This window comes from Corallococcus silvisoli (genome assembly GCF_009909145.1).
Classification (GTDB): domain Bacteria; phylum Myxococcota; class Myxococcia; order Myxococcales; family Myxococcaceae; genus Corallococcus; species Corallococcus silvisoli.
Genome location: NZ_JAAAPJ010000001.1, coordinates 627,887 through 653,684, shown reverse-complemented (window position 1 = coordinate 653,684; position 25,798 = coordinate 627,887). Strand labels below are relative to the sequence as shown.

Sequence of the window (25,798 nt, the reverse complement as noted above, 5' to 3'; positions counted from 1 at the left end):
GGCCGGGCCCTCCCGTGACATACAACGCCCGCGTGGCCCGGCGAGAGACAGTGGCGGAGAAGCGGAGTCGCGCGGTGGCGGTCCTGGACGGTCTGGAGGCGGCCATGCCGGACGCCCGCATCGAGCTGGACTACCGCACCCCCCTGGAACTGCTGGTCGCCGTCATCCTGTCCGCGCAGTGCACCGACAAGCGCGTCAACCTGGTGACCCCCGCCTTGTTCGCCCGCTTCCCGGACGCCCAGGCCTACGCCCGCGTCGAGGCCGCCGACGTGGAGCCCTACATCCGCACCTGCGGGCTGTACCGCGCGAAGGCGAAGAACATCGTCGCCACGGCGCGCGCGCTCGTCGCCGAGCACGGCGGACAGGTGCCCCTGGCGCGCGACACCCTGGCGCAGCTGCCGGGCGTGGGGCTGAAGACGGCGGGCGTGGTGTGCATCCACCTGGGCGGTGACGCGGCCTTCCCCGTGGACACGCACGTGAAGCGGCTGGCCTACCGGCTGGGCTTCACGACCCACGAGGATCCGGACAAGGTGGAGAAGGACCTGCAGGCGCTGCTGCCCCGCGAGCGGTGGACGCTGGGACACCAGCTCCTGGTGTGGCACGGGCGGCGCACGTGCTTCGCGCGCTCGCCCGCTTGCGACACCTGCGTGGTGGCGGCGCGGTGCCCGAAGAAGGGCGTGCGCGCCACCGCGAAGGCCTAAGCGGACGCCGGGGCGCCCTGGTCGCGCGACGTCTTGAGCTTCTTCATCCGCTTGCGGATGAGCTCGCGCTTCAGCGTGGAGACGTGGTCCACGAAGACGGTGCCGTCCAGGTGGTCCGTCTCGTGTTGCACGGCGATGGCCAGGAGGCCGTCACAGCGCAGCAGCTGCTCCTGGCCGTCCTCATCCAGGTAGCGCACGGTGGCCACGGCGGCGCGGTCCACGTCCTCGGCCTCGCCGGGGATGGAGAGGCAGCCCTCCGTGTAGGTCGTCTCCCCCTCGAGCGAGACGAACTCCGGGTTGATCATCGCCAGGGGCTTGGACTCCGGCTGCTGCGGCCGGGTGTCCAGGACGATGATGCGCTGGAGGACACCCACCTGCGGTGCCGCGAGGCCCACGCCCTCGGCGGCGTACATCGTCTCGAACATGTCCTTCACCAGCGCACGGACCTTGTCGTCCACCTTCGCCACGGGCCGGGCCTTCTGCTTCAGGATGGGATCGGGCCAGATGAGAATCTCGCGAACCATAGGGGGACTCTTAACCCCTCCGGACCGCACCGGGCAACCGTTCCACCGGGCATCAGTCGAGCAGGTTACGGGCGTACTCGCCCCGCAGCCGGTCATCCCCGAGCGCCCGAGCGGCCTCGGTCAACACCGCGCGGATCTGCTGTGCGCGGTGCTGGAGCGCGGGGTCCGGGTGGCCCGCGAAACGCAGGGGGTGGAATTCGGCCGCGAGCAGCGCGTACGCCCGCTTGACCTCCTCGCTGCCCGCCGAGCGGGCCAGCCCCAGCACGGTGAAGTAGTCCGCTTCCTGGATCTCCTCGAACTTGGCCTCCAGGCGGTGAACATCCAACTCCGGAGGTAGGTCGCCCTGGGCGTCCTCCAGGGGAGGATGCAGGGTGATGAGGCCCAGCGTCCTCGCCACCGCGAGCGTCTTGAGCGCTCCGTCCTGGGGCAGTCCCGCGCTCAACAGCAGCGCCTCCAGTGTGCGCTCGCCATCCACGCCTTGCAGGAGCTGAAGCTCTCGGGTGGACAGTCCGAAGTCCGACGGGGCCACGTGCGCGTCGCCTCGCGACACCTGGGCGCGCAGGGAGCCGGCCGCGTCCAGGAGCGACTCCGCGGTGAGGGTGTTGCGCAGCCCCTCCGCCAGCAGGTGCAGCGGTGGGCGCGTGGCGGCGGCGAGCGCCACCTCGTGCGGCGCGGGCTCCGGAACCAGGCGGTAGAGCGTGGACGGCTCCGCGAGCGCGTCCAGGAAGACCTGTTCGGTGTAGCGCTGCACCAGCGGGACGGACTCGGCTTCGCGCACGTAGCCCCGGCCCCGCAGGGCTTCCAGCAGCGTGCCCGTGGTGGCGCTGCGCACGAGCCGAAGCTCGGCTTCCTGTCGCGCGTCGATGAGGCCGTCCGCGCGGGCCCGGTCGATGAGGGATTCGCCCTGCGCCGAGGACGCGGCGCCCACCAGCACGCCGTCGCGCAGCCACAACACGCGCAAGGCGTTCATCACCTTGAGCTCCAGGCGCACTTCCATGCGCGCGTCGCACAGCCGCAGCACGAGGCGCGCAAGGCCCTCCTGCGTGAGGCTGCCGCTGCGGGCCACGGCCATCTCCGGACGCCCCGGCGATTCGAGGGGGATGAGCGTGGCGCGGGCCTGCGCCGCGGCCTCCTCCGCGTCCCGCTGCGCGCGGGCCTCGAGTTGTTCGCGCTCGCGTTCGGACTGGAGGCGCTGTTCGACGGCTTCGGCTTCGACCTTCGCTCGGGCTTCGCGCTCGCGGGCGAGCTCCTGGTGGAGCGCTTCGAGCTGCGCTTGCAGGGCGTCTCGCGCCTGCGTGAGGGTCGTGGCTTCGGACTGGGTGCGCGCTTCGGCTTCGGCGCGGGCCTGGGTCTCGGAGGCGAGGCGGGACTCCGCGGCGGCGCGGGCCTGGGCCTCGGTTTCGATGCGTTCCTCGAGGCCCTGGCGGGCGCGGGACTCCGAGTCGAGGCGGACTTCCAGCACGGTGCGCAGGCGGCTCTCCGACGCGGCCTTCGCGGTGGCTTCGGCGGCCTTCTGCTCCGCCTGGAGGGCGCGAGCCTCCGCGGCGGTGCGCGCCTGGAGCTGCTGTTCGGCGTTCGCCGCGGCTTCGGCGCGGGCCTGCTCGGCCTGGTGCCCGCGGGCCTGCGCGAGTTCATCCGCGCGGCGCTGGGCCTGGGTCAGGTCCTGGGCGAGCTGTTCAATCCGGGCCTGCGCCTGGGTGAGCTGTTCGTCGCGGCTTCCCGCGGCGGACTGGGACTGGTTGAGCTGATCCGCGAGGCGCGCTGTTCCGGCCCGTGCCTGCTCGAGCTGTTCGCCGTTGCTCTTCGCCTCCGTTTGGAGCTGCCTCAGCTGCTCCGCTCGGGCTTCCGCTTCGGCCCGCGCCTGTTCGAGCTGTTCAGCGTTGTTCTTCGCCTCCGCCTGGAGCTGCTTCAGCTGCTCCGCTCGGGCTTCCGCTTCGGCCTGGACGTGCGCGAGCTGTTCCTTCGCTTCGGCCTGGAGCTGCGTCAGCTGCTCCGCTCGGGCTTCCGCTTCGGCCTGGGCGTGCTTGCGCTGTTCGGCGCTCTTCTTCGCTTCCGCCTGGGTCTGCTTGAGCTCTTCGACGAGCTTCTTCGCCTCGGACTGGAGCTGCTTGAGCTGCTCGCCTTGCTTCGCGGCCTGAGCCTGGAGGTGGCTCAGCTGTCCGGCGTTGGCATCGCGGGCCTGTTCGGCCGCGGTGGCCCGCGCCTCGGCTCGCTTCACGGCTTCAGACAGTTCCCTGGCGCGGGCTTCGGCCTGGAGCAGCGCTTCCGCGGGCTGGGCGGCCTTCGCTTCCGCGCGCTGGCGGGCCTGCTTGAGCTGCTCCATCCGGGCGTTGGCCTGACCCAAGGTCTCCGCGAACCGCGACTCGGTTCCCTTCCGGATCTCCTCGGCCTGCTCCGCCTGGGCGTGGGCCTCGGCCAGGGCTTCTTCCGCCTTCACGGCCCGGGCTTCCGCCTCCGCCAGCCGCTCCGCGTTCCGCTCGGCGGTGGCTTCTGCGCTGGCGCGGGACTCCTCGGCCTGCGTGGCCCGCTGCTCCGCCTGACTCACCGCCTGCGAGGACTGCTTCGCCTTCGCCTCGCCCTGGAGCAGGACCTGGGCCAGTTGCTGCGCTCGGGCTTCGACCTGCGCCAAGGACTGCGCGGACTGCTTCGCCTTCGCCTCCGATTGCGCCAGCGCCTGCGTCGCCTGCTGCACCCGCGTTTCCGCCTGGGCCAGGGCCTGCGCGGACTGCCTTCCCTTGGCTTCGGACTCGGCCAGCGATTGGGCCAGTTGGTGCGCTCGCACCTCCACCAGCGACAACGCCTGCGCGGAGTGCTTCACCTTCGCATCCGCGACGGTTCGGGCCTTCGCCTCCGCTTCGGCCCGGGCTTCGGCCTCGGCGCGCCGGGCCTCCAGGTCCGCACGGAGCGCGGCCTCCTTGCCGTCACGGCTTTCGATCCGCTGACGCGCCTGGGCCTCGGACTCGGCGCTCCGGCGCGCCTCCTCACGGGCCTGGGATTCGGACTCCGCCCTGGCTTCGGCCGCGCGCCTTGCTTCAGCCTCGGTCGCCACTTGGGCCTCGGCCGCGCGCCTTGCTTCGGCCTCGGCCTCCAGGCGTGCTTCCACGTCGGCCCGCGCCGCCTGCTCCAGTTCGGCGCGAGCTTCGGCCTCCTCGCGCGTCTGGGATTCCTGCCGGGCCTGGAGCTCCGCCTGCTCGCGCGCCTGGACCTCCGCCGCGATGCGCTTCTCGAGCTCCGCCAACTCGAGCCGCGCCATCTCCGCGACGGCCTCGGCTTCGCGGCGAGCGCGCGTCTCCGCGTCCGCCCGGGCCTCCGCCTCCACCCGGTCTCCCGCCTCGGATGCGAGCCGGGCCTCCACTTCCGCCAACGCCTGCGTCGCGGATACAGCCCGGACTTCCGAGTCCGCGTGGGCCGCCGACGCCTGCTTCAACAGGGACTCGGCGCGGGCGCGGGCGTGGACCTCCGCTTCGGCCCGCACCTCCACGGCGCTCCGGGCCTCGACCTCCGCCTCCGCTTCGAACCGCGCGTCTTCTCTTGCTCGGGCCTCGCCCTCAACTCGCTCTTCCAGCTCGACTCGGAGCGCCTGCTCCGATTCGGCCAGGGCTTCCGCCTCCGCGGCCCGGGTCTCCGCCTCCTCGATGGCGGTGTACGCCAGGGCGAGCTCCTCGCGCAGCGCCTCCAGCTCCGCGGCCAGGTCCGACCGCGGCTCGGCCGCGTCCGCGCGCGGCGCCTGCTCCTGGGTTGTGGTCGCGGTCCGCGACTTGTTCGCCCGCTGCAGTCCGCCGGGCACTGGCAGCGGCGAGGCGTTCGCCTGGACTTCCAGCCGGGCCGAGGCCTGTGCATCCACGCCTCCCGGCGGTGAAGCACCACCACTCGAAGCCGACGCTTCGGTGGATGCAGCCGCATCGCTCGGGCGCGCGGATCCGCCACCTGCCTCAGCCGCTCCGCCTGCCGCGGACTTGTCGCTCGGGCGCGCGGATCCGCCACCTGCCTCAGCCGCTCCGCCTGCCGCGGACTTGTCGCTCGGGCGCGCGGAGTTGCCCTCGGAGCCTGCCGCATCGGCTGCTCCGGACTTGCTCCCCGTCCGCAGCGGGACGCGCGCGGCCACGCGCAGTTCCTTCCTTGCGCCCGCGCGGCCGGAGGTGCTGTCCGCGGACGTGGCTTCGCTCGATTCCGGCGCTTCGCCGGGGCGGGCCGTGACCTGGCTCGCGGAGGACTCCTGGCCCGACTTCGCCGTGTCGCCCGGCCTCGCCGAGCTACCGCTCGCAGGGCCCGCATCCCGGGACTCCAGCGCGCCACTCGCGCCTCCGGGACGCGCGGACTGACGGCTCGCGAAGCCGCCCGACGCCGTGCCGCCCGCGCCCGGCGCGTCCGGCCACTGGAGCGGCTTGGAGCCTTCCGACTTCGCGTCGTCGACGGTCTCGGAATCGAACCAGTCCGAGCCCACTGGCTTCTCGGCGTCTCCGGACGCCTCTCGCTCGCGCGCGTCCACGGAGGCCTTGAGCTCCGCCTCCAACACATCCCAGTTCGACAGGCCCGCGGCCGCCAGCTCCTCCGCGGTCGGCTCCGACGACGAGGCATCGTCCTCCGTCTCGGAGGAAGCACCGGACGCCGGTTCCTCCTCGGTCGGCTCCGACGACGCGGCACCGTCCTCCATCCCAGCGGAAGCAGCGGCCGCGGCGGCCCGCTCCTCCGCCGCCACGTCGTCCGCGACCGAGCCGAAGTCCGTCTCGTCGGAGTCCTCCACCACCGTGGCCGCATGGCCCTTCTGGCGGGCTTCCAGCTCCGGATCCGGCGGCAGCTCCGTCCAGGCCAGCGGCTCCGATGCCTCACGTTCGGGAGCCTTCGCGGCGCCCCCATCCTCTTCTGAATCAACGTCGAAGAAGCCCTCGTCCCCCAGCTTCGGCGCGGCCTTCACCGGCTTCAGCCCAGGAGGCGTCAGCCGCTCCTCACGGAACGCGAGCCTCCCCGGCGGCAGCTCCGACTCCACGTCTCCCGCGACCTCCGCCGACGCCCCGCCCGCCCGCGGCGCGACCTCGTTCGGGAAGGGAAAGCGCAGCGTGGTGCGCGCTCCCGGAGGGCGCACGTCGGACGCGTCGTCCGCGCGCGGCGGCTCCGCGTCCCACTCGTCCCCCACGCTCGCGTCCGGATCCTCGCCGCTCCAGTCCCCTCCGGAGTCCGCGCCCTCCCCTCCACCGGTCCACTCCGACTTCGGGCCCACCGACAGCGCCGAGTCGATGGACGCCATCGCCTCCGCTTCCACCTCCAGGTGCGCCTGCTCCAGCGCGATGTTCATCGCTAGGTGCGTGCTGCGCTCGCGCTGCTGGTGCACGACGTGCGCGCTGCGCTCCTCGCGCGTCATCGCCGCCACTTCCCAGTCCGTCTGGTTCAGCGGCGCCAGGTCCCCGAACAGCGCGTTGGCCAGCGCCGGGTCGCCCCCCACCGCGTGCGGCGCCGTCGCATGCCACGCCTCGTCCGCCCCAGGCCCGCTCCCCCGCACCGGCTCCGGCAGCGTCCGGTTCTCCACCACACGCCAGCCGTCCGCCTCCGCCGGGGCACGGATCAACGTGTCCACCAGCGTCACGAAGCTGGGGCCATCCAGGGGCAGCGGCGCCACCGGCGCGGTGAAGCCCTCGATGGCCTCGCTCAGCAGCAGCACCCGCGCCTTGTGGCCCTCCGGGTGCTGCACCAGCTCCTCCAGCACCACGCGCCCGCGCCCGCTCTCCACGCCCGGTGCGAGCACGATGAGCTCTGGCAGGTGATGCCCGAAGGCGATGAGCGCATCCGCGGCGGAGGTCGCGAGGATGACCTCGTGCCCTTCGCGGGACAGCAATCGCCGGACGGCGGCGATGGTGGCGATGTCGTCGTGTACGAGGAGGACCGAGGCGCCCATGGGGGAGCCGCGGAGTCTACAGCATGGCCCCGGGATCCACGTCGATCACGACCTTCACCCCGTTGGGCACATCCGCCAACGCCGCCTCCAGCCGGGCGAGCAATGGGGCGAGCGCCGCATGCGTCGGCGCCTTCAGGAGCAGCTGCCAGCGCGTCTTCCCCCGGATGCGGGCGATGGGCGCCAGGGCCGGCCCCAGCAACCGCACCCCCGCCGAGGCCGGCGGCATGTGCCGCCCCACCAGGTTGCCCAGGAAGCGCGCCACGCCCGCGGTCTGCTCGGGGTGCTCCCCCTCCAGCCGGACGGCCGCCATCCTCGCGAAGGGCGGATAGGCCAACGCCTTGCGCCACTCCAGCTCCTGATTCGAGAACCCGTCGAAGTCGTGCGCCAGCACCCGCTTCACCGGCTCCGCGTCTGGATTGTAGGTCTGCACCAACACCCGCCCCGGGTCCTTCCCCCGCCCCGCCCGCCCCGCCACCTGGGTCAACAAATGGAAGGTCCGCTCAGCGGCTCGGAAATCGGGAATCGCCAGCGACGTGTCCGCCATCACGACGCACACCAGCGTCACGCCCGGGAAGTCGTGCCCCTTGGCGACCATCTGCGTGCCCACCAGCACGTCGATTTCCCGGCGCGCGAACGACGCCAGGAGCTCCGTCAGCCGCTCCGCGCTCGTGGCCGAGTCCCGGTCCAGCCGCGCCACGCGTGCGTGCGGCATCCGCTCCAGGACCTCCGCCTCCACGCGCTCGGTGCCGATGCCCAGCTTGAGCAACGGACCCGTGCACTCGCGGCAGCGGTCCGGCACGGGGAACGCGACGCCGCAGTAGTGGCACACCACCCGGTTCTGCGAGCGGTGGTGCGTCAAGCACACGTCACAGTCGTGGCACTTGAGCGACAGGCCGCACACCTCGCACAGCAGGATGGTGCTGTGGCCCCGGCGGTTGAGGAACAGGATGACCTGCTGCCCCTTGGCCACCGTCTCCTCCATGGCCTGGAGCATCTGCGGGCTCAGGATGGGCGCCTCTTCCGTCACCTGGCCCTCGCGCGGACGCTCCACGCGCAGGTCGACCAGGTTGATGGTGGGCATGGGCCGGTCATCCACCCGGTTTCGCAGCTCCAGCAGCTTGTAGCGCCCGGAGCGGGTGTTCTGGAGCGTCTCCAGCGAGGGCGTGGCCGAGCCCAGCACCACCACCGCCGAGGCCTGCTTGCCGCGCACCACGGCGAGGTCGCGCGCCTGGTAGCGCAGCTTCTCATCCTGCTTGAAGGACGGGTCGTGCTCCTCGTCCACGACGATGAGTCCCAGGTGCTCCACCGGCGCGAACACGGCCGAGCGGACGCCCACGGCGATCTTCACCGTGCCCTTGCGCAGCGCCTGCCAGTGGAACAGCCGCTCCCGGTCCTTCAGCCCCGAGTGCAGCACCGCCACGTCCCCGCCGAAGCGGCTGCGGAAGCGCCCTACGAGCTGCGGCGTCAGCGCGATTTCAGGAACCAGCACCAGGCTGCCCAGGCCCCGCGCGAGCGTGTGCTCCACCGCGCGCAGATACACCTCCGTCTTGCCGCTGCCGGTGACGCCGTGCAGGAGGTACGGCTGGAAGCCGCCCACGTCGACGGCGGCCTGGAGCTCCCGCACCGCCGTGTCCTGCTCCGGGGTGAGCCGGTCCGGGCGGTTCTGCACCAGCCCCTCGCGCACGCCAGGCTCCAGCGTCACCTCCACCCACTTCACCATCTTGCGCGTCGCCAGCTTCTTGAGCGTCTCGCGCGCGCCGGGGATGGCGTGCGTCACCTCCTCCAGCGGCGCGCGTCCTCCCACCGCCAGGAGGTACTGGAGCACGGCGGCCTGGGCCGGGGCCCGGGCGAGCAGCGGAGGCACCTCCGTGACGAGCGCTTCGACGAAGAACTGCACGTCCGCCTTCGCCGCCTTCTCATCCACCGCGGTGGAGAGGCCCGGCGGCAGCGCGCCCCGGATGACCTCCCCCAGCGGGTAGCGGTAGTGCTCGGCGGCGAAGCGCAGCAGCGCGATGAGGTCCTTGGGCAGCGAGGGCGAGTCCTCCAGCACGCGCTGGATGGGCTTGAGCCGCACGCCGCCCTCCACCGGCGCCTGGGCCGGCCCCAGGTAGAAGCCCAGCGCCATGCCGCGGCCGAAGGGCACGAGCACGCGCTGGCCGGGGGCCAGCTGGCCCGCGAGCGCCTCTGGGACCAGGTAGGTGAACTCCCCGCGCACGGGGCGGCCCACGGCGACGGACGCAAGGAGGGCGGGGGTGGCACTCACGACGGGGCGCACTGTAGCGGCGTGCTCCCGCTGCGACAGTTCCCTTCCCACTTCCGTACGGCGCGTCCGCAAGGGGATGGAACCGCGAGAGGAAACCTCTCCCTGCGTCCGCGTGAAACCGCCCAGCGCGAAGTGCTCCTGCTCCATGACCGCACCCTCTTGCCGCCTGCTCCCCGACCCCGTCCGTCCTGCACCCGGGATCCACTGTGCCCGGGGCGTCTGACATGCAGGGGCCTTTGGGAAACGCGAAGGGCCCCTCCCGCCCCTGGAACCAGGGAGGCGGAAGAGGCCCGGTCGCCTGCCGCTGGAGCGCGGCGGAAGGCAGACGGTCGCGCGGCTACTTGCCGAAGGCCTTCTTCACCGACGGCCGGCTGGACACGCGGTCCCACCAGGCCATCACGTTCTTGTGCGGGGCGATGAGGCCCTGCTCGCCCATGGCGAAGAGGTAGTCCACGTACGGCGCCCAACAGATCTCCGCGAGCGAGAAGTCCTTGCCCGCGAGGAACGGCTGCTTCGCGAGCACCGCGTCGATGACCTCCAGGGGCTTCAGCACACCTTCGCGGCCCTTGGCGATGTTCGCCTCGTCGTTGGTGCCCCGGAAGCGCTCCATGACGATCTTCATCGCCGGGGGGGAGAAGTAGGACTGCTCCACGCCCATGAACTGCTCCATGAGCGCATAGCTCTTGGGGTCCGCGGGCGTCAGCGCCGGACCCGGCAGGGTGCGGTCCAGGAAGCGGATGATGGCGCGCGACTCGTACATCACGAAGCCGTCGTCCGTCTCCAGCGCGGGCACCACGCCGAAGGGCTGGCGCGCCAGGTGCGCGGGCGTCTTCTGCTCGCCCTTCATCAGGTCGATGTGGATGAACTCGACCTCGTGGCCCTTCTCCCCCAGCGCCACGAGGACCTTGCGGGTGCAGGTGCTGAACGGGCTGCCATAGAGCTTCATGTGAATCGCCTCCGCACCGGAAGCCAGGGGAATCCGAGCTTCGGGGCGGGCGGGACTTTCAACCGCGAGTCCCGCCCACGGCAAGCGATTCGAAGCGGCGCCGCTACGGCGTGAAGAGCTTGTCCGACACCGCCGAGCGGTTGTCCGCCTTGAGCGCGGTGAAGCGCAGCACGCGCTGTCCCGCGCGCCAGACCTCCACCGTGCGGGGCATCCAGTCCCCGGTGGCCGGCGACGCGTAGTCCACGAAGCGCACATCCCAGGCCGTGCCCGCCGGGTCCGCGTAGCGCAGGCGCGCGGGCCGGAAGGCGTCCTTGTAGACCCAGAACTGGGGCTTGCCTTCAGCGGGGTCGCCCAGGACGAAGGCCACCTCGCCGCTGAAGCGCGCGAGCGAGGTGAGCTTCGTGTTGACGCCCAGTCCCTGGAGGTACGCCTCCTGGGCGAGCCGGGTCTCCTGCACGCTGCCGGAGTCCTGCGCGAGGATGGCGCACACCTGGGTGACGAGCACGGAGATGGCGGCCACCTCCTTGCCCTCCACGCGCTTCCTGCCGGAGGCCAGCACCGACGCGGCCTTGTTGCTGCTTTCGGGCGAGGTGGCGTCGAAGCGGCAGCGGCCGGGAATCTTCACGCTCAGCACGCCGTCGCCCTGGAGCTCCGGGCGGTCGGAGGTGACGTTGAGGGCGGCCCCCGCCTCTGGCACGGCGGTGGAGGAGAAGATGACGGAGCCCTCCACCCGGAAGGCCGACAGGTGCTTCTCCTCCCGCGCGGCGACCATGCGCCGCAGGATGGAGCCACCGGGCAGCACGTAGGCGCCGGCGGCGAGAGAGACGAGGACTGCGGACACGGCGATGAGACGCTTCACGGCTTCTCCGTCTTGACGACCTCGCGCATGTACTCCAGGAGTCCTCCGCGCAGGTCGGGGCGCTTGAGCGCATAGGCGATGTTCGCCTTGAGGTAACCCACCTTGTCACCGGCGTCGTAGCGCTGGCCCTGGAACTTGTAGCCCAGCAGACCTTCGGTCTTCTGGAGCGTGGCCAGACCGTCGGTGAGCTGGATTTCACCGCCCACGCCGGTGGTCTGCTTCTCCAGGATGGGGAAGATGGACGGGGGCAGGACATACCGCCCGATGACGGCCAGGTTCGACGGGGCGGTGCCCTTCTTGGGCTTCTCCACCACGTGGTCGATTTGAATCACGCCGTTGCCCAGGTCCCTGCCGGCGGCGATGCCGTACAGGTGCGTCTCGCTGTCGGGGACCTCCATCAGCGCGATGACGGCCTTCTGGTGCTGCTGGTAGACGCGCGCGAGCTGCCCGATGCCGGGCTCCTCCGCGTCGATCATGTCGTCTCCCAGGAGGACGCCGAAGGGCTCGTCGCCGATGACGCTCCGAGCGCACAGCACCGCGTGGCCCAGGCCCAGCGGCTCCTTCTGGCGGATGCTGATGATGCGCACCAGGTTCGCGATGGCGCGCAGCTTGTCCGCGTCCGCCGTCTTCCCGCGCGCGCGCATCGTGGTCTCCAGCTCGAACCCGATGTCGAAGTGGTCCTCGATGGCGCCCTTGCCGCGGCCGTTGATGACGACGACGTCCTCGATGCCGGCGCTGACGGCCTCCTCCACGATGTACTGGAGGGTGGGCGTGTCGACGATGGGCAGCATTTCCTTGGGAACGGCCTTGGTGGCCGGGAGGAAACGGGTGCCCAGGCCGGCGGCGGGAATGACGCACTTGCGGATGAGCTTCGCTGCCTTCGTGTCAGGAGAGGACATGGGGCGAGGAATCTATTGGTGGCCCAGAACCCCAGCAAGCCGGATAGATTCCCTGGCGCCATGCCGCTCCGTGCCATCCTTGCCGCCCTGTCGTTGACGCTGTCCGTGCTCCCCGTCGTCGCCCGGGCCGCTGGCGAACCCGCCGACGAGCTGCGCAACATCGCGAATGCACGGTCCCTGGGCATGGGCAGCGCCTTTCGGGCCACGGGCCTGGGTGCGGATGCACTCCTGGGTAATCCGGCGGCCATGGCGCTGTTTCCGGCCTACCGCATCGAGGGCACGGGGGCGTACGACCCGCGCAACAAGCAGGGCTTCCTGGGCGTCACCCTGGCGGACTCCAGCAGCGGCCGGCTGGCGTTGGGGGTGGACTACCACTGGCTGTCCCTGGGGCGCGGCGGGACGCGGACGACGGCGAACCTGAGCACGTTGGGCGCGGCGCTGCCGCTGGGACAGTCGCTGCTCATCGGCATGTCGGGGCACTACCTGCGGTTGAACGGTCAGTCGCGCTTCGCGAACTCCATCACGCTGGACGCGGGGGTGCTGATGCGGTTGACCGAACAGCTGACGCTGGGCGTGGCGGGGTACAACCTCATCGACACGGACAACGTGGAGCTGACGCGCTACTTCTCCGCGCACGCGGGCTACGTGGGGCAGGCCACGGTGGTGGCGCTGGACGTGCGAGGGGACTTCGAGTCGCGTGACTCGGCGGTGCTCACGTACAACGCGGGCGTCGAGTACATCCTGAACGAGGTCGTTCCGGTGCGGGTGGGCTACACGTACGACGGCTTCCAGAAGGTCTCGCGGGTGACCGCGGGCCTGGGCTTCCTGTCACCCGGCGGCGGCGGCGTGGACCTCGCGTACCAGCACGACCTGGGCGGGCTGAACGGGCGGCTGCTGGCGCTCACGCTGCGCGTCTCGGTGAACTGAGGGGCGCGGGCGGCGCCCCGCGCGCTCAGGCTCCGGAGCGGCCCGCTTCCGCGGGGTCTCGCAGGGCGAGGTAGCGCTCGGAGGCGGCGAAGCGGACCAGCTCCTCCAGCTCCGAGTCGTGCGGACGGCGGGCGCGCAGCACGGTGAGCGCGGGCCCGGGGCCTCCGCAGGCGACGAGCCCCGCGCGATTGGCGGAGTCGCGCGCGGCGGCGACGAGCAGGGTCGCGTCGAAGTCGCGCGTGCCGGGCTCCATCAGCAGGGCGGCGCGCTCCAGGGCTCGGGGGGAGAGGGATTCGCGCACCACGCGGGCGTCGTCGCCGGCGTCCTTGGGGTTGCGGAGGACGGAGGACAGCAGCGCGAGCGCGCGCAGCAGGTGGTCCTTGCGCAGGGCGCGCAGCGCGAGCAGGTCCGGCGACAGCGAGAACAGGGCGCGGCCGGCGTGGAAGCGCAGCTCCGCGGTGGACGGAGGCTGCTGGACGAGGAGCCGGCCGACGACGAGGCGCGGGACGGTGGTGTGCACCGGGGTGATGTGGGCGGTGTCGTCGTCGCCCGCGACGAGTTCGGGCAGCGGCACGCCCAGCAACCGCGCGACGGTGTGGAGCGCGTCCAGGACGGCGGAGGCGCCCGGGCCCGCGGAGGCGCGCAGGGGCTCCGAGGTGCTGGCGATGCGCGCGGGCGACGGGAACAGCCGGCACAGGGCGATGCCCACGCACGCGAGCAGCTCACCGGACGGGGTGCGCAGGCCCGGGTGACGCAGGCCCGCGCGCTCCTGGTTGGTCAGGGGGCCGCGTTGGACGCGGGGCGCGGAGACGTCGCGGGCATCGAGCGCGTCGGCGAGCTCGCGCATGAGCGCGGCGCGGGTGGTGTCGCCGCGCTGGTCGAAGTGGTCCACGAGGCCGCGGTAGGGCTTCGGGTCGAGCGGACGCTCGCGCACGAGCTTGAAGACCAGCGGCTCCGCGGAGGTGGCCTCGGCGGGCGGCGCGGCGGCGGCGTCCGGGACGGCGGGCGTTTCGCGGGTCTCGGCGGCGCCGACGATGGTGCGGCCTCCGCTCGGGGGGCGCGTGGGGGCCGGGCCGGAGACGGTGCCTTCGGGACGGCCGGCGCGGTGGATGCGGCGCACGGGGTCCATGCGGCCGGGAGGCGCTTCCCAGGCGATGACGCTCGTGGCCTCCACGGGCCCGCCGCCAAGTTCCTCCGAGTCCTCGTCCTCGTCCGGAATCTGGTCGAGGGTGGGAATGAAGGGCGGTGCTTCAGGGGCGCCTCTGCCGCGGGCCGGTGGCGCGGCGGGACGCGAGGCGCCAGCGATGGCGCGGGGCGCGGCGGCCGGGGGTTCCACGCCGCTGGCGGACAGCGGAGCACGGGCCGCGGCGGCCGGGGGCTCCACGCCGCTGGCGGACAGCGGGGCGCGGGGCGCGTGACCGGCGCGGGGGGCGCGCTCCACGCGGGGGTTGGGCAGGGCCTCGCGGACCTGGGTGCCCGCTGCGTTCCTGGCGGCTCCGGAGGAACGGGCGGACGGCCCGGAGGGCGGGGCGCCTTCGTCTGGGGCGGACGCGCGATCCGCGGCGGCCGTGGGGCTCGGGGCGGACGCCTTTCGCGGCGTGGGCGGGAACGCGGCTGGCGGTGGCGACTCGCGTTCCGCCTCTGGCGAAAGGGAGGCTCCGAATCCCGTCGTGCTTTCCCGGGGCGAGGCGGGGGCGCGGGATTGGTGGTCGGGTGTATCTGCTTCCGAGGCGTGCCCCGTGCTTGCCGAGGTCCCGCGCGAGGGCTTCGAGGCCCGGGCCATGGTGCTCGGTCCCGGCACGGCCTCCGCGAGCGAGGGAGGGCTCTCCGTGGGGGCCTTCGCGGATGGGGCGCGACGGGGGGCCTCCGCCTTCGGAGTGGGGCTCGCCACCGAGGCGGGCCGCCCCGCCGTGGCCTGGGGCTCGTGCTGTGCTTCTGGATTCTGTGACGGGGCACCTGCTGGCGCGTGCCGTCCGGACGGCGACTTCGGCTGGCGTGGGGCGGCCGTCCCCGCAGACGCGGTTCCCACGGGAGCATGGCTCCCCGACGGGGACTTCGGCTGGCGCGGGTCGGGCGTCCCTGCCGAGGCTGCTCCCACGGGAGCATGGCTCCCCGACGGGGACTTCGGCTGACGCGAGGCTTCCGCCCCCCGCGAGGGTTCCGACACCGAGTCATGACGTCCTGAGGGCGTCTTCGGTCGTCGAGCTGCTTCCGCACCCAGCGACGCATCCGCGACTGGGGGCTGGCTTGCCTGCGAGGCTTTCGATGGAGCGGCGACCCCGGTGCCAGCTGCGGCGGCTCCCACGGGAGCCTGGCTCCCCGACGGTGCCTTCGCGGACGCGGCCTTGCCCCGCCCCTTGGGCGATGCGGCGGCCCCCGACGCCTCCGGAGATTCACCCGTCGCCCGTGCCTTCCGCGCCTTGGCGGCGGTGGGCGACGCCGTGCCTGCGTCCGCGGACTTCCGGGCCGAACCCTCCTTTGTCCGGGACGAACGCTTCGCCGGCGCCTCCGCGGGCGGCGCCTCTTCAGCGCCCATCAAGGATTGGACGTCCGTGTTGGACGTCACTTCGTCGGACAGGTCCTTGCGATTCGCGGGCGCGCGCCCCGTGGCGACCGGCGGCGCCACGAGCACCGACGGCGGAGGCATACCGCTGGCCTGTGGCGGCGCGGGGCGCGGAGGCTCAGGAGGCGGCGGACGGGCCCGCTGCTCGCGGGATTTGCGCAGGCTCTCCGCGCGGCGCGCGTAGGTGCGAGCACGGTCGGTGTTGTGCAACACCTCTCGGCAGAAGAGCGCGAGCCGCTCCCACGTGTGCTGGCGCTCCTCGTCGTCCTCCGTCGCGGTGGCCGCGTTCTCCAACGCCCAGGCGGCCTCCCCCATCTGCTCGCGCTCGGTGCAGCGGTCCGCGAGCAACAGCCAGGCCTCCTTGTGCCCCGGCTCGAAGCGCACCGCCTGGCGCAGCTCCGCCAGCGCCGCGCCCGCGTCCCCCATGGCCTCCAGCGTGGCCACGCGCTCCAGGTGCGCCTTGCGCGCGGCTGGTCCCCGAGGCTCGCGGGCGAGCTGCGCGTGCAGCAACTGGCTGAGCGCGGGCAGGTCCCCCAGCCGGCGTGCGAGCGCGAGCAGGTGCTCCCGGGGCTGCTCGTTGTCGGGGCTCTCCGCGAGCACCTCGGCCCAGGCCCACTGCGCGATGCGCAGGTCGCCCAACGACTCCTCCGCGACCTGCGCGAGCACTCGCAACGCATCCAGGCGGTCCGGTGCGCGGCGCGGCGCGGCGGCGCAGGCGGCGCGCAGCCGCTCGACCTGGGCGAAGCGCTCCTCGTCGGAGACACAGCGCACGAGCCCCGCGAGCACGGGCAACATGCCCGGCACGAGCGCATCCGCCGCCTCGAAGTCCACGCGCGCCTTGGCGGGCGCGCCCATGTTCAGTTGCCGCTCGCCTCGCGTCAGCAGCGCGACGGCCCGGGCCCGCGACGTTCGCGCTCGAGAGATCGCGTCATCGAGCGCTCGGCGCACCAGCGATGCGTCCTCGCGCTGGGACAGCAGCCGCACCTGTTCGCGCAAGGCCGTGCGCTCACCCGTCAGCTCGACGATCTCCCGGTACATGCGCGCGGCGCCCGCGGAGTCCTGGAGCTCGTTCTCCATCACCTCCGCGAGCCGCGTCAGGGCCTCGGCGCGCTCTGGCGCGTCCTTCGCCCGGTCCGCGCGCTTGAGATAGAGCTGGGCCAGTTCTCGCCACGCACGGCGCGCGATGAGTTGCGCCTCCTGGCGCTGCGACTGCGCCCGCTCCGAGCCCTCTTCCGCGGTGCGCACGGAGGATGACGCTTCCGGATTCGTCCCCCGCTCAGCGGGCGTTCCCGAGGCGATGTGGCTGGAATCGCGTTCGGGGCCTGACGGGCTTCGAGGCGTGTCCGATTCAACCTGAGGGGGGACTCCCTCCGAGGTCGATTCCTCCTCCTCGAAAGCCGGGTTCGAGGCAGCAGGAACCAGCACGGTGGCCCGGCGCGCGGAGGCAGGAGGCTGTGCGCGCGGCTTCTCGTCACGGGACAGGGCGGACGCGGAAGGAGCCTTCTCCGACTCGACACGTTCGGGCGGAGTGATCTCCGAGGTCGCTTCGTCCTCGTCGAACGCCGTCGAGGGTGCTCCGGGCACCAGCACCGCACCGGGCGCGCGCGGCGCCTGCGTCTTCGACGTCGATGCATCCTCGCCCGACACCTTCGGAGTCGACTCCGACGTCGACCCGTCCTCGCCCAACGCCTTGGAAGACTCGCCCGGCACCCGCACCGCATCCGGCGCGGCAGGGACGTGGCTGGGGCCGAGGGTCGCGGCGCCCGGTGTTTCAGCGGAGGCCTTCGGTTCGCCGGTGAAGGGAGCGGCACTTGATGCCGCCTCGGAATTGCCGTCGGAGGCAGGCAACTCTCCGACCGGTGAAGCTCCGGTCGCGGCCATCATGGGCTTCTCGTCGAGAGCCCGCGCGCCATCCGTTGACAGCGGCTCCTCCGCCGCCACCACGAGTTTCTTGCCGAAGGCCTGCGTCACCTCGAAGACCCGCGGCTCGGCCGCCGCCGCTGCGGGCTTCACCTCGGGTGCGGACACCCCATCGACTGGCGATGACACGTTCGAGGTCGGAACGGCGTGCTTCTCAGAGGCTGCCGCGCCATCGAACGGCGACGGCTCGCCTAGCGCCTGTGGAACATGCACAGGCGACGATGCATCCGCTGCCGTGGCGGTCCTGACGTCAGAGAGCAGCGCCGCGTCAGACGACGCACTTCCGCCCGATGCGGCGGAGACGTTCTCTCCAGCCGTCCGCTCCACGGGCGCATGCATCCCCTTCGACGATGCATCCTGGCTTGAGGCTGTCGCCACCTGCACAGAGGCCTGCGCCACATCCACTGGCGAGGACACGGAGGCATCGGCGAACGGCGTCCCAACGTCAGACGGCATGTCCGCCGACAACGGCTCGCTCGATGCGATGACGGACTTCCCGGGCAACGGCTCTGCATCGGCGGACACCGGCTCACGCAGGCGCGACGTGGCCGCTTCTTCCGATGCCGCCGTCGCATGGGTGGACGAGGGTCCATCCGACTGAGCCACGGGCATCTCTTCGGGCGCCGGCACCCCATCGACGGGCGATGAGACGCCCGAACTCCCAGGGCGCGTTCCTTCGGACACCCGCGCCGTATCGGACAGGAACGACTCGCTGGACTTCGCGACGGGCTCCACTTCAGGCGCCCGCGCCGTATCGGCCAGGGACGACTCAACGGACTTCGCGGCGGTCCCCACTTCGGACGCCCGCGCCGTATCGGCCAGGGACGACTCAACGGACTTCGCGGCGGTCCCCACTTCGGACGCCCGCGCCGTATCGGCCAGGGACGACTCAACGGACTTCGCGGCGGTCCCCACTTCGGACGCCCGCGCCGTATCGGCCAGGGACGACTCAACGGACTTCGCGGCGGTCCCCACTTCGGACGCCCGCGCCGTATCGGCCAGGGACGACTCAACGGACTTCGCGGCGGTCCCCACTTCGGACGCCCGCGCCGTATCGGCCAGGGACGACTCAACGGACTTCGCGGCGGTCCCCACTTCGGACGCCTGTGCCGCACTGGCCAGGGACGACTCGCCGGACTTCGCGGCGGTCCCCACTTCGGACGCCCGCGCCATATCGGCCAGGGACGACTCGCCGGACTTCACCCCGGGCTCCGCTTCCCACGCCCGCGCCGCGGCAGCCAAGGCCACCTCGCCCGAGTTCACCCCGGGCTCCGCTTCCCACGCCCGCGCCGCATCCGCCGACGTGGGCTTGTGCGAAGCCGCTGCCTCCCGGCCCACCATCACCTGCACCCCATCCGCGGGAAGTGACGTGCCCGATGAAGCAACGGCCCTTGCACGCGACGCCAACTCCGCGTCCGGCACAGGCGACGTGCTCGATGGCGCAGCGGACCGCCCAGCGTCGGGTGACGACTCCACGGACCGCGCCAGGACGGGCGGCAACGACCCCTGCCCTCCCAAGGCCCCAGCCGTCGCCCCACCGCCCGAAACCCGCGCCCGCGCCGCTTCTGGTGGCGTCACCACCCGCGCCCGGCCCGGCCCGTCGTCCTCCCAGGGGAACTCCGGTCCTCGCGCCGCGGCCCTTTCGAGTCCCGCCCACTCCCCCAGCGGGACCTGCACCGTGACGGCTCGCGGAGCCTTCACGGGCGAGACCGGCACCGCGACCACCGGCATCTCCACCACCGGCATCTCCACCACCGTGTTCCCAAGCTCCGGATCCGACAGCGCCAGGGCGGACACCTCCACGGTCTTCGTCCGGGACTCCTCGTCCTCCCCGGGATGCTGCCGCGCCGCCTCCTCCTTCGCCTTCGCGACCCGCTCACGCAGCACGTCGAGCACGAAGCGCGCCCGAGCGTCGTCCGGCGCGTCCATCAGCAACCCGTTGAGCACCGCCGCCGCGCGCGCCTCCTGTCCCGTGCGCCGCAACACCCGCGACAGCTGACGGCGCACCTCGCGGCGCACCACGCCCCGCTCGGACACCATCGCCGCGTCCAACAGGGTGACGACCGCGCGCTCCGTGCCCGCCTTCAACGCGCACCGCACCAACACCGCCGCGAGCCGCGGCGTCATCGGCAACGAACGGCTGGCGGCCACCAACCCGGAGTACGCCCGGGCCGCCTGCCCCTCCCGGACCAACCGGGCGGCATCCCGGCAGACCTGGGCCACCGCGCCTCGCACGTCTTCCCCTCGCGAGGCCATCCCCGGTCCGCGAAGCGAAGGCTCCGGCGTCCCAGGGCCCTTGCCGTGTCTCCCGCCACCCATGAAGTCTCCAGTCTACACACGATGCGAAGCATGGGGGGACCCCTCTCCACCCCCACCCCGTGGGAAGGCCCGAACCGGCCATCCCAGGTGTCAGGGCGCGGCCGCGGCCACGATGGGGCCCTCCGGCACCCGCACGCCCGCCGCGGCGAAGAACGCCCGCAGGTCCTCCGGCACCTCCGCCTCCCATCGCATCGGCCGGCCCGTGCGCGGATGGCCCAGCTCCAGCGCGTGCGCATGCAACAGACAGCGCGGCGCCGCATGGCCTCCCGCGCTCGCCGCGCCTCCGTAGCGCGCGTCCCCGAGGATGGGCGCGCCCAGCGCCGTCAGGTGCGCTCGGAGCTGGTGCGTGCGCCCCGTCCGGGGCAGCAGCTCCACCAGGCAGAACGCATCGCTCGCGAACAGCGTGCGGTAGTCCGTCCACGCGGGCACGCCGTTGGCCGCGCGGGACGCCCGCCAGCGCCCGGGCCTCGAGGGGTCCTTCGACAGGGGCAGGTCCACCGTCCCCGCCGCCGGCAGCCCCGGCCCCGTCGCCGCCAGGTAGCGCTTGCGCGCGGTGCCCTCGCGGAAGGCCTCCGCCAGCGCCGAGGTGGCGGGCGCGGACTTGCCGAACACCGTCACCCCGGAGGTCTCCCGGTCCAGCCGGTGCACGAGTCCCGCCGGCCGCCCCAGGTGCTCACCCACGAGGTCCACGAGGCTTCCCCCCACGCGCCCCTCCGTGGGCTGCGCGTTCAGGCCCGCCGGCTTGTCCACCGCGATGACGTCCGCGTCCTCGAACAGCACGCGCAGGGGCGCCGCCGGCTTCGCGGCCTCCAGGGGACTCTGGCCCGCCTCCTCCAGGACCACCGTCACCACCTGCTCGGGCTGGAGCCGGACCGCCCCATCCCGCGCGCGGCGCCCGGCGACGTACACCGCGCCCACCTCCACCAGCCGCCGCGCATCCGCCACCGGCAGGCCCAGCTCCGCCTCCACCGCCTCCACCAGCGTGCGGCCCTGGTTCGCGCCCTCCACCCGGAACGTCCGGCGCTTCATGGCGCCCCCCTCCCTTCCCGAAGCACAAGGGGGGCATGCAGCCAGGCGGCGGACGCGGAGGACATGGCGCGACACTCTATGCGCGCGGTCCCTGCCCTGACGCGGGCTTCCTGTTACCTTCCGCGCCGCCATGGACCGCCCCCTGCTTTCCGTCCGGTCGCGGCTGGATGACTTCCTCGCCGAGCTGGCCACCCTCCAGTACCGCTACGGCGCCGGACTCGCCCCGGACCTCCCCGTCGCCCCCCTGTATTCCTCCTTCCCGGAGCTGTCCTCGCCAGAGACCTTCGCCGCCGCCAACGAGGCGCTGGCCCGGGCTCGCGGCAAGGACGACCCCGTGGCCCTGCTCCGCATCACGCGGGTGCGCGAGCTCATCGCCACCCAGGTGGAGGAGGCCCTCGCCGTGCGCGCGGCGGACGCCGTCGTCGCGCTGGAGGCCCGGTCCCACATCCCCGCCGACGACCAGACGCTGTCGCTCGCGCAGGCCCTGGCCCAGATTCCCCGCGAACCCCACCGCGCCCGCCGCGCCCTCCTGGAGCGCGGCGCCGGCAACTTCCTCTGGGAACACCGCGGCCCGTACGGAGACCGGCGCGACGCCACCCTCCAGGCCGCGGAGGTGCTGGGCTTCGCGGACTACCCCGCGCTGCGCCAGGACGTCACCGGCATCGACGCGGCGAAGCTCGCCGAGGCCGCCGAGGAGACCCTCCGCCGCACCGAGGACGCCTACCGCGACGTGCTCGCCTACGTGCTGCGCAAGCTGGAGCCCACCCTGCGCCCGCTGCCCGGCGGCGAGGCCCGGCGCCACGACGTCCAGGCCGCCATGCGCGCCCCCTGGATGGACGCCTTCTTCCGCCGCGAGGACACCGTCCCCGCCGTGATGCGCTGGCTGTCCGACTGGGGCCTCCACCCCGAGGCCGGCGGCCGCATCCGCCTGGACGACGAGGCCCGCCCCGGCAAGGCGTCACGCCCCTTCGTGGCCGCGGTGCGCGTGCCCCAGGACATCCGGCTGGTCCTCCAGCCCCGGAGCGGCATGGACGCGCTGGGCGACCTGCTCCACGAGCTGGGCCACGCGTGGCACCTGGCCCACGTGGACGCGGACGCCCCCATGGAGCTGCGCCGGCTGGGAGATGCCTCCGTGACGGAGGCCTTCGCGGCCACCTTCGAGCGGCTGCTCCTGTCCCCCGCCTGGCTCAAGCGCTACCTGCACCTGCCGTCCAGCACGACGAAGGACGCCGTGCGGCTTGGCGCCTTCCAGGCCCTGGCCGTGCTGCGCCGCCACTGCGCGAAGCTGTCCTACGAGCTGTCCCTGTCCACCAAGGGCGCCTCCGCCGACCGCGCGGACGAATATGCCGACGGCCAGCGCCGCGCCCTCTTCGCGCAGCCGCACCCGGGCTTCTTCCTGCATGACGTGGATTCGCAGCTCTACGTCACCCGCTACCTGCGGGCCTGGGCCCTGGAGACCCGGCTCACCGCGCACCTCCTGGAGCGGTTCAACGAGGACTTCTGGCGCAACCCCGCCGCCTTCACCTGGCTCCGGGGGCTGTTCGCGCGGGGCGGCGCCGCCGACGCGGAGGGACTGGCCACGGAGGTCTCGGGCACGCCGCTGGCGCTGCCCGAGGCGGGAGCGCGCCTCGTGGCCATCCTCAACCAGTAGGGACGAACGGCCCCTACTTCTTCTTGGCGCGAAGCGCGCGGACGATCTTGTCCTTCGCCGCGTTGGCCGGGGCCTCGCGGGTACGGACCGGAGCGGCGGGCGCCTTCGCGGCGGTGGCCGCCGTGCGCGTCTGGCCGGTGCGCGCGCGCAGGGCCTTCATCAGCTGCATCTCGATGACGAGCAGCTCGTCGGCCAGCTCCGCGTTGGCGCCGGCGGCGCGGGGCAGCGGCGCGTTCTGGCTGGGGGCACCCGCGCCGTGGCGCATGCGCAGGGCCTTCTCCTCCTCGGCCGTCAGCGTGGTGGACTTCTCCAGCGCCGCCTTGACCTCTTTCGCGGTCAACGTGCTACTTCCGACCTTGCGCTCCATCTCCGCTCCCTTCGTTGTGCACGCCTGAACACCCGAGCATGTCAGATGCGTCTGGGCCGCAACCGACGAGGATTGTAGAGGACGCAAGAGGGCCGTCAAAATTTCTTCCAACAGGCCGCTGCCAGTCTGTAGCGACCCGCCCCACTCGCTACAGCTACAGGCGCATCCCCATGCCCAGGAACGTGGAGCGCAGGTGCTGCCGGTCGCTGGAGAAGGGGTTCGCCCGGGCGGAGAAGTTCTGGTAGCGCGCCTCGGCGGACAGGAAGAAGTCCCGGCTCAGCTCCACGCCCACGCCGCCGCAGAGCTCGAAGCCCACCTGGAGCACCCGGCTGCCCAGCGCGTCCGGGGCCGCCGGGAGGGGCCTCGAGTGGGGCACCAGCAGGCTGGCCCCCACGCCCAGGAAGGGCCGCACCCGGGTGTCCCCCAGCGGCACCATCCGCACCGACATGGGCGTCACCTCCGTCAGGTGCCGGCTGGACGCCAGGTGACCGCCCACCTCCAGCACCGCCCCCGCCTTGCGGTACGCCCAGCCCAGCCCCGCGCTGTAGCCCACGGAGCGCCCCACCCCATCGCCCCCCTGGAGCATGTAGGCCCCGAGCGGCGCCACGGTGACGCCCAGGCTCCGGGCGGGTTCGGCGAGGGCGGGGGCCGCCATGAGCGTCAGCCCACAGCCAGCCAGGGTGAGGAGGGAACGCGACATGCCCCTCCCCCAGAGCAAGGCCAGGGCCAGGGGGTGCCCCCAGGCGCTTCAGGCACTTGCGGGAGGGCTCCCGGCCGGACGGCGGCCCACACAGGACACGGCCGTCACAGCCCGGAGGGGTGGGGCCCCGAAGCCGGAAACCCAGGGCTTCCAACGACTTAGGGGCGCCCGGGGGACGTCAGTTGCCTTCGCCCTCGTCCTCGGGGTCGGGGGCGCCGGAGCCGGCCGCGGCCCCAGGGGCGGCGGGCGAGTCCCCCGCCTTGCCGCGCGGGATGCCGAAGTGGTCCAGCGCGTCCGCGATGCCCTGGGGCTTGTCCGCGTCCGGCAGGAAGTCCTGGGGCGGCTGGAGCTGGGGGTCCCTGCCAATCTCCGTCAGGGACGACTCCAGCGTCATGCGCAGCTCGGCCGCCTCCGGGGTCTTCTCCTGGGGCACGCCGATGCGCCCGTCCAGCCGGGCCTTGAGGACGACGGACGTAGCCGAGTCCACCAGCACCTCGCCCTCCAGCGAGCGGGGCAGCCGGTGGGTGAAGAAGCTGGCGCGGCGCTTCGTGGTCTCATCCGCGTTCTTGGGAGAGAAGGCGGCGGGCAGCTTCCGGGCGGCGGCGTCCTGGGCCGGACCCAGGGAGACGTTGTACTTCCACGCGGTCCGCCCCTCGTGGGTGACGGTGCCGGCGGGGGTGAGCTTGATGCGGCCCTGGAAGAGGGCGTCGAAGTCGCGGATGGCGCCCGTCAGCTCCGTGCGGGTGCGCTCGGCCATGCCGCGGTCGCGCAGGCGCTGGCGGTACGGGCCGTAGCGGTTGCGCGCGAACACCTGCCCCTTCACGCGCATGACCTCCAGGCCCTGGTCGCGGGAGTTCTCCAGGATGCCGTGGAAGTCGCCGTTGACGCCCCCGGGGCCGGCCTTGAAGGAGCGCGTCTCCGTGAGCTTCACCGGGTTGTTCCCGTTGGGGCCGGCCCACTCGTAGCTGAGGGTGGACTGGAAGGAGTGCGGGCCCAGCCGCTCGGTCACCTCCGCGGCGTCCATGCCGAGGATGCGGCGGGACACCTGGGGGTTGTCCGCGACGTCCTCCGGCGGCAGCTTCTCCTTCGCCGAGGCCACCACCTTCGGCGGGTCCTCCGGCGAGAAGATGCGGGCCTTGGCCGCCTTGTCGACGGGGTCCGAGCAGCCGGCGGCTGCCAGGACCAGGGCGAGGGCGGCGGACTTCGTCAGGCTTCTCACGGAACCTCCACGACCAGGACGGCGGGGGCGGCAAGTTACGTGGGGGGCACAGGAGCGGCAAGCGGTGGCTTGCGTGCAGCCGTGCAAGGGATAGAACGCCCAACCCATGCAGAACCTGCGAGACAAGTTGTTGAAAGCGGGCCTCGTCTCCGAGGAGCAGGCCAAGAAGTCCGACGCCACGCCCACGCCCTCGCGGCGCCCGGAGGACCACCGGGGGAGCGCTCCACGCGCGCCTGCCCAGCGGGGACGTGATGAGAATCGGACAGCCGGAGGCCCGCCCCGAGGTGCCGGAGGTCCACCCCGCCGCGAGGGCGGTGGAGGCCCGCCCCGAGGTGCCGGAGGTCCGCCCCGCCAGGGCGCGGGCGGTCCGCCGCGTCAGGGCGGAGGCTTCCGGGGGCCGCAGGGCGGGTTCGCCGCGTCCGGGCGTCCCCCGGCCACGACCGACAAGCCCATCCCCAAGCTGCCGCCCATGCCGGGCTCCAAGGCCTACCAGCGCGCCGAGTCCAAGAAGCAGGTGGAGCTGGACCGGGCCCTGCGTGAGCTGGTGCTGGGCGCCCAGGTGCCGCAGGAGCCGGGCGAGACGGCCTTCTACTTCATGACGCGCAAGGGAAAGCTGCGCCGCATGGAGCTGAGCCCCGCGCAGGCCAAGCAGCTGGAGGACGGCGAGCTGGGCGTGGTGGAGCGCCCGGAGCCCGCTCAAATCGAGCACTCGCTGGTGCCCTCCACGGTGGCCGAGCAGATGTACGCGCTGTCCGCCAAGGCCGTGCGCTTCTTCAACCGCAAGGAGAACCCCGTCGGCTTCATGAACGACGAGGAGCTCAAGGCGCAGCAGGCCGCCGAGGCCTCCGGTACCGCCACGGAGGTCCCCGACGAGCCCGAGGCCTCCGAGGCTCCGGAGGGCGGCGACACCTCCGAGGACGCGCCCGAGGCCTCCGAGGACACCCCCGCCGAGCCGTCCGGCGAGGGCAGCCCCCAGTCCTGACGTCTCCTTCCCGTGCCCTCCCCTCCTTCCCCTCCGGGA

At 72.9% G+C, this 25,798-nt stretch carries 15 protein-coding genes; 4 read left to right on the top strand and 11 right to left on the bottom strand.

Features of this window, described 5'->3' with window-relative positions; all coding sequences use genetic code 11:
* Positions 1-14 precede the first annotated feature (14 nt).
* Positions 15-701, top strand: a complete 687-nt coding sequence (gene nth / locus GTY96_RS02525; protein WP_143898142.1) for an endonuclease III — start codon at positions 15-17, stop codon at positions 699-701.
* On the opposite strand, the gene def is transcribed toward nth, so the two are convergent.
* From def to galU, 6 genes are all read right to left on the bottom strand, one after another.
* Positions 698-1,225, bottom strand: a complete 528-nt coding sequence (def, locus tag GTY96_RS02520) for a peptide deformylase (protein WP_143898140.1) — start codon at positions 1,223-1,225, stop codon at positions 698-700. The genes nth and def overlap by 4 nt on opposite strands.
* Before the next feature lie 52 nt (positions 1,226-1,277).
* A complete protein-coding gene (locus tag GTY96_RS02515; protein ID WP_161663745.1) occupies positions 1,278-7,115 on the bottom strand; it encodes a response regulator receiver protein in 5,838 nt (1,945 codons plus the stop codon).
* Positions 7,116-7,131: 16 nt separating this feature from the next.
* On the bottom strand, positions 7,132-9,525 hold the full coding sequence (gene priA, locus GTY96_RS02510; RefSeq protein ID WP_235685290.1) for a replication restart helicase PriA: 2,394 nt from the start codon (positions 9,523-9,525) through the stop codon (positions 7,132-7,134).
* 190 nt (positions 9,526-9,715) lie between these two features.
* Complete coding sequence (locus GTY96_RS02505; RefSeq protein ID WP_143898134.1) at positions 9,716-10,324, bottom strand: glutathione S-transferase family protein; 609 nt, start codon at positions 10,322-10,324, stop codon at positions 9,716-9,718.
* Between the two features lie 103 nt (positions 10,325-10,427).
* Positions 10,428-11,183, bottom strand: a complete 756-nt coding sequence (locus GTY96_RS02500) for a hypothetical protein (protein WP_161663743.1) — start codon at positions 11,181-11,183, stop codon at positions 10,428-10,430.
* On the bottom strand, positions 11,180-12,082 hold the full coding sequence (gene galU / locus GTY96_RS02495; protein WP_143898130.1) for a UTP--glucose-1-phosphate uridylyltransferase GalU: 903 nt from the start codon (positions 12,080-12,082) through the stop codon (positions 11,180-11,182). Before galU ends, GTY96_RS02500 begins: the two co-directional genes overlap by 4 nt.
* Positions 12,083-12,142: 60 nt before the next feature.
* On the opposite strand from galU, the gene GTY96_RS02490 reads away from it, so the two are divergent.
* On the top strand, positions 12,143-13,009 hold the full coding sequence (locus tag GTY96_RS02490; protein ID WP_235685289.1) for a PorV/PorQ family protein: 867 nt from the start codon (positions 12,143-12,145) through the stop codon (positions 13,007-13,009).
* A 25-nt stretch (positions 13,010-13,034) separates the two neighbouring features.
* Here GTY96_RS02490 and GTY96_RS02485 read toward each other — a convergent pair whose 3' ends face one another.
* A complete protein-coding gene (locus GTY96_RS02485) occupies positions 13,035-19,748 on the bottom strand; it encodes a hypothetical protein (protein WP_161663742.1) in 6,714 nt (2,237 codons plus the stop codon).
* Between the two features lie 153 nt (positions 19,749-19,901).
* A complete protein-coding gene (locus GTY96_RS02480; protein WP_143898124.1) occupies positions 19,902-20,840 on the bottom strand; it encodes an RluA family pseudouridine synthase in 939 nt (312 codons plus the stop codon).
* A gap of 130 nt (positions 20,841-20,970) precedes the next feature.
* Here GTY96_RS02480 and GTY96_RS02475 point away from each other — a divergent pair, with 130 nt between their 5' ends.
* Positions 20,971-22,491, top strand: coding sequence for a peptidase M3 (locus tag GTY96_RS02475; protein WP_143898122.1), 1,521 nt, complete (start codon positions 20,971-20,973; stop codon positions 22,489-22,491).
* A 13-nt stretch (positions 22,492-22,504) separates the two neighbouring features.
* Here the strand turns inward: GTY96_RS02475 and GTY96_RS02470 are convergent, their stop codons facing one another.
* The 3 genes from GTY96_RS02470 to GTY96_RS02460 all read right to left on the bottom strand — a co-directional run bounded on the left by GTY96_RS02470 (position 22,505) and on the right by GTY96_RS02460 (position 24,777).
* Positions 22,505-22,858 (bottom strand): hypothetical protein, encoded by a 354-nt coding sequence (locus GTY96_RS02470; protein WP_143898120.1) that lies wholly within the window; start codon positions 22,856-22,858, stop codon positions 22,505-22,507.
* A gap of 154 nt (positions 22,859-23,012) precedes the next feature.
* A complete protein-coding gene (locus tag GTY96_RS02465) occupies positions 23,013-23,558 on the bottom strand; it encodes an acyloxyacyl hydrolase (protein WP_143898118.1) in 546 nt (181 codons plus the stop codon).
* A gap of 178 nt (positions 23,559-23,736) precedes the next feature.
* The gene (locus GTY96_RS02460) at positions 23,737-24,777 is read right to left on the bottom strand and encodes a hypothetical protein (protein WP_186001727.1); all 1,041 of its coding nucleotides are present in this window, start codon (positions 24,775-24,777) and stop codon (positions 23,737-23,739) included.
* A 106-nt stretch (positions 24,778-24,883) separates the two neighbouring features.
* Here GTY96_RS02460 and GTY96_RS02455 point away from each other — a divergent pair, with 106 nt between their 5' ends.
* Positions 24,884-25,759: a DUF2058 family protein gene (locus GTY96_RS02455; protein ID WP_143898116.1), complete on the top strand. Its 876-nt coding sequence runs from the start codon at positions 24,884-24,886 to the stop codon at positions 25,757-25,759.
* Positions 25,760-25,798 lie beyond the last annotated feature (39 nt).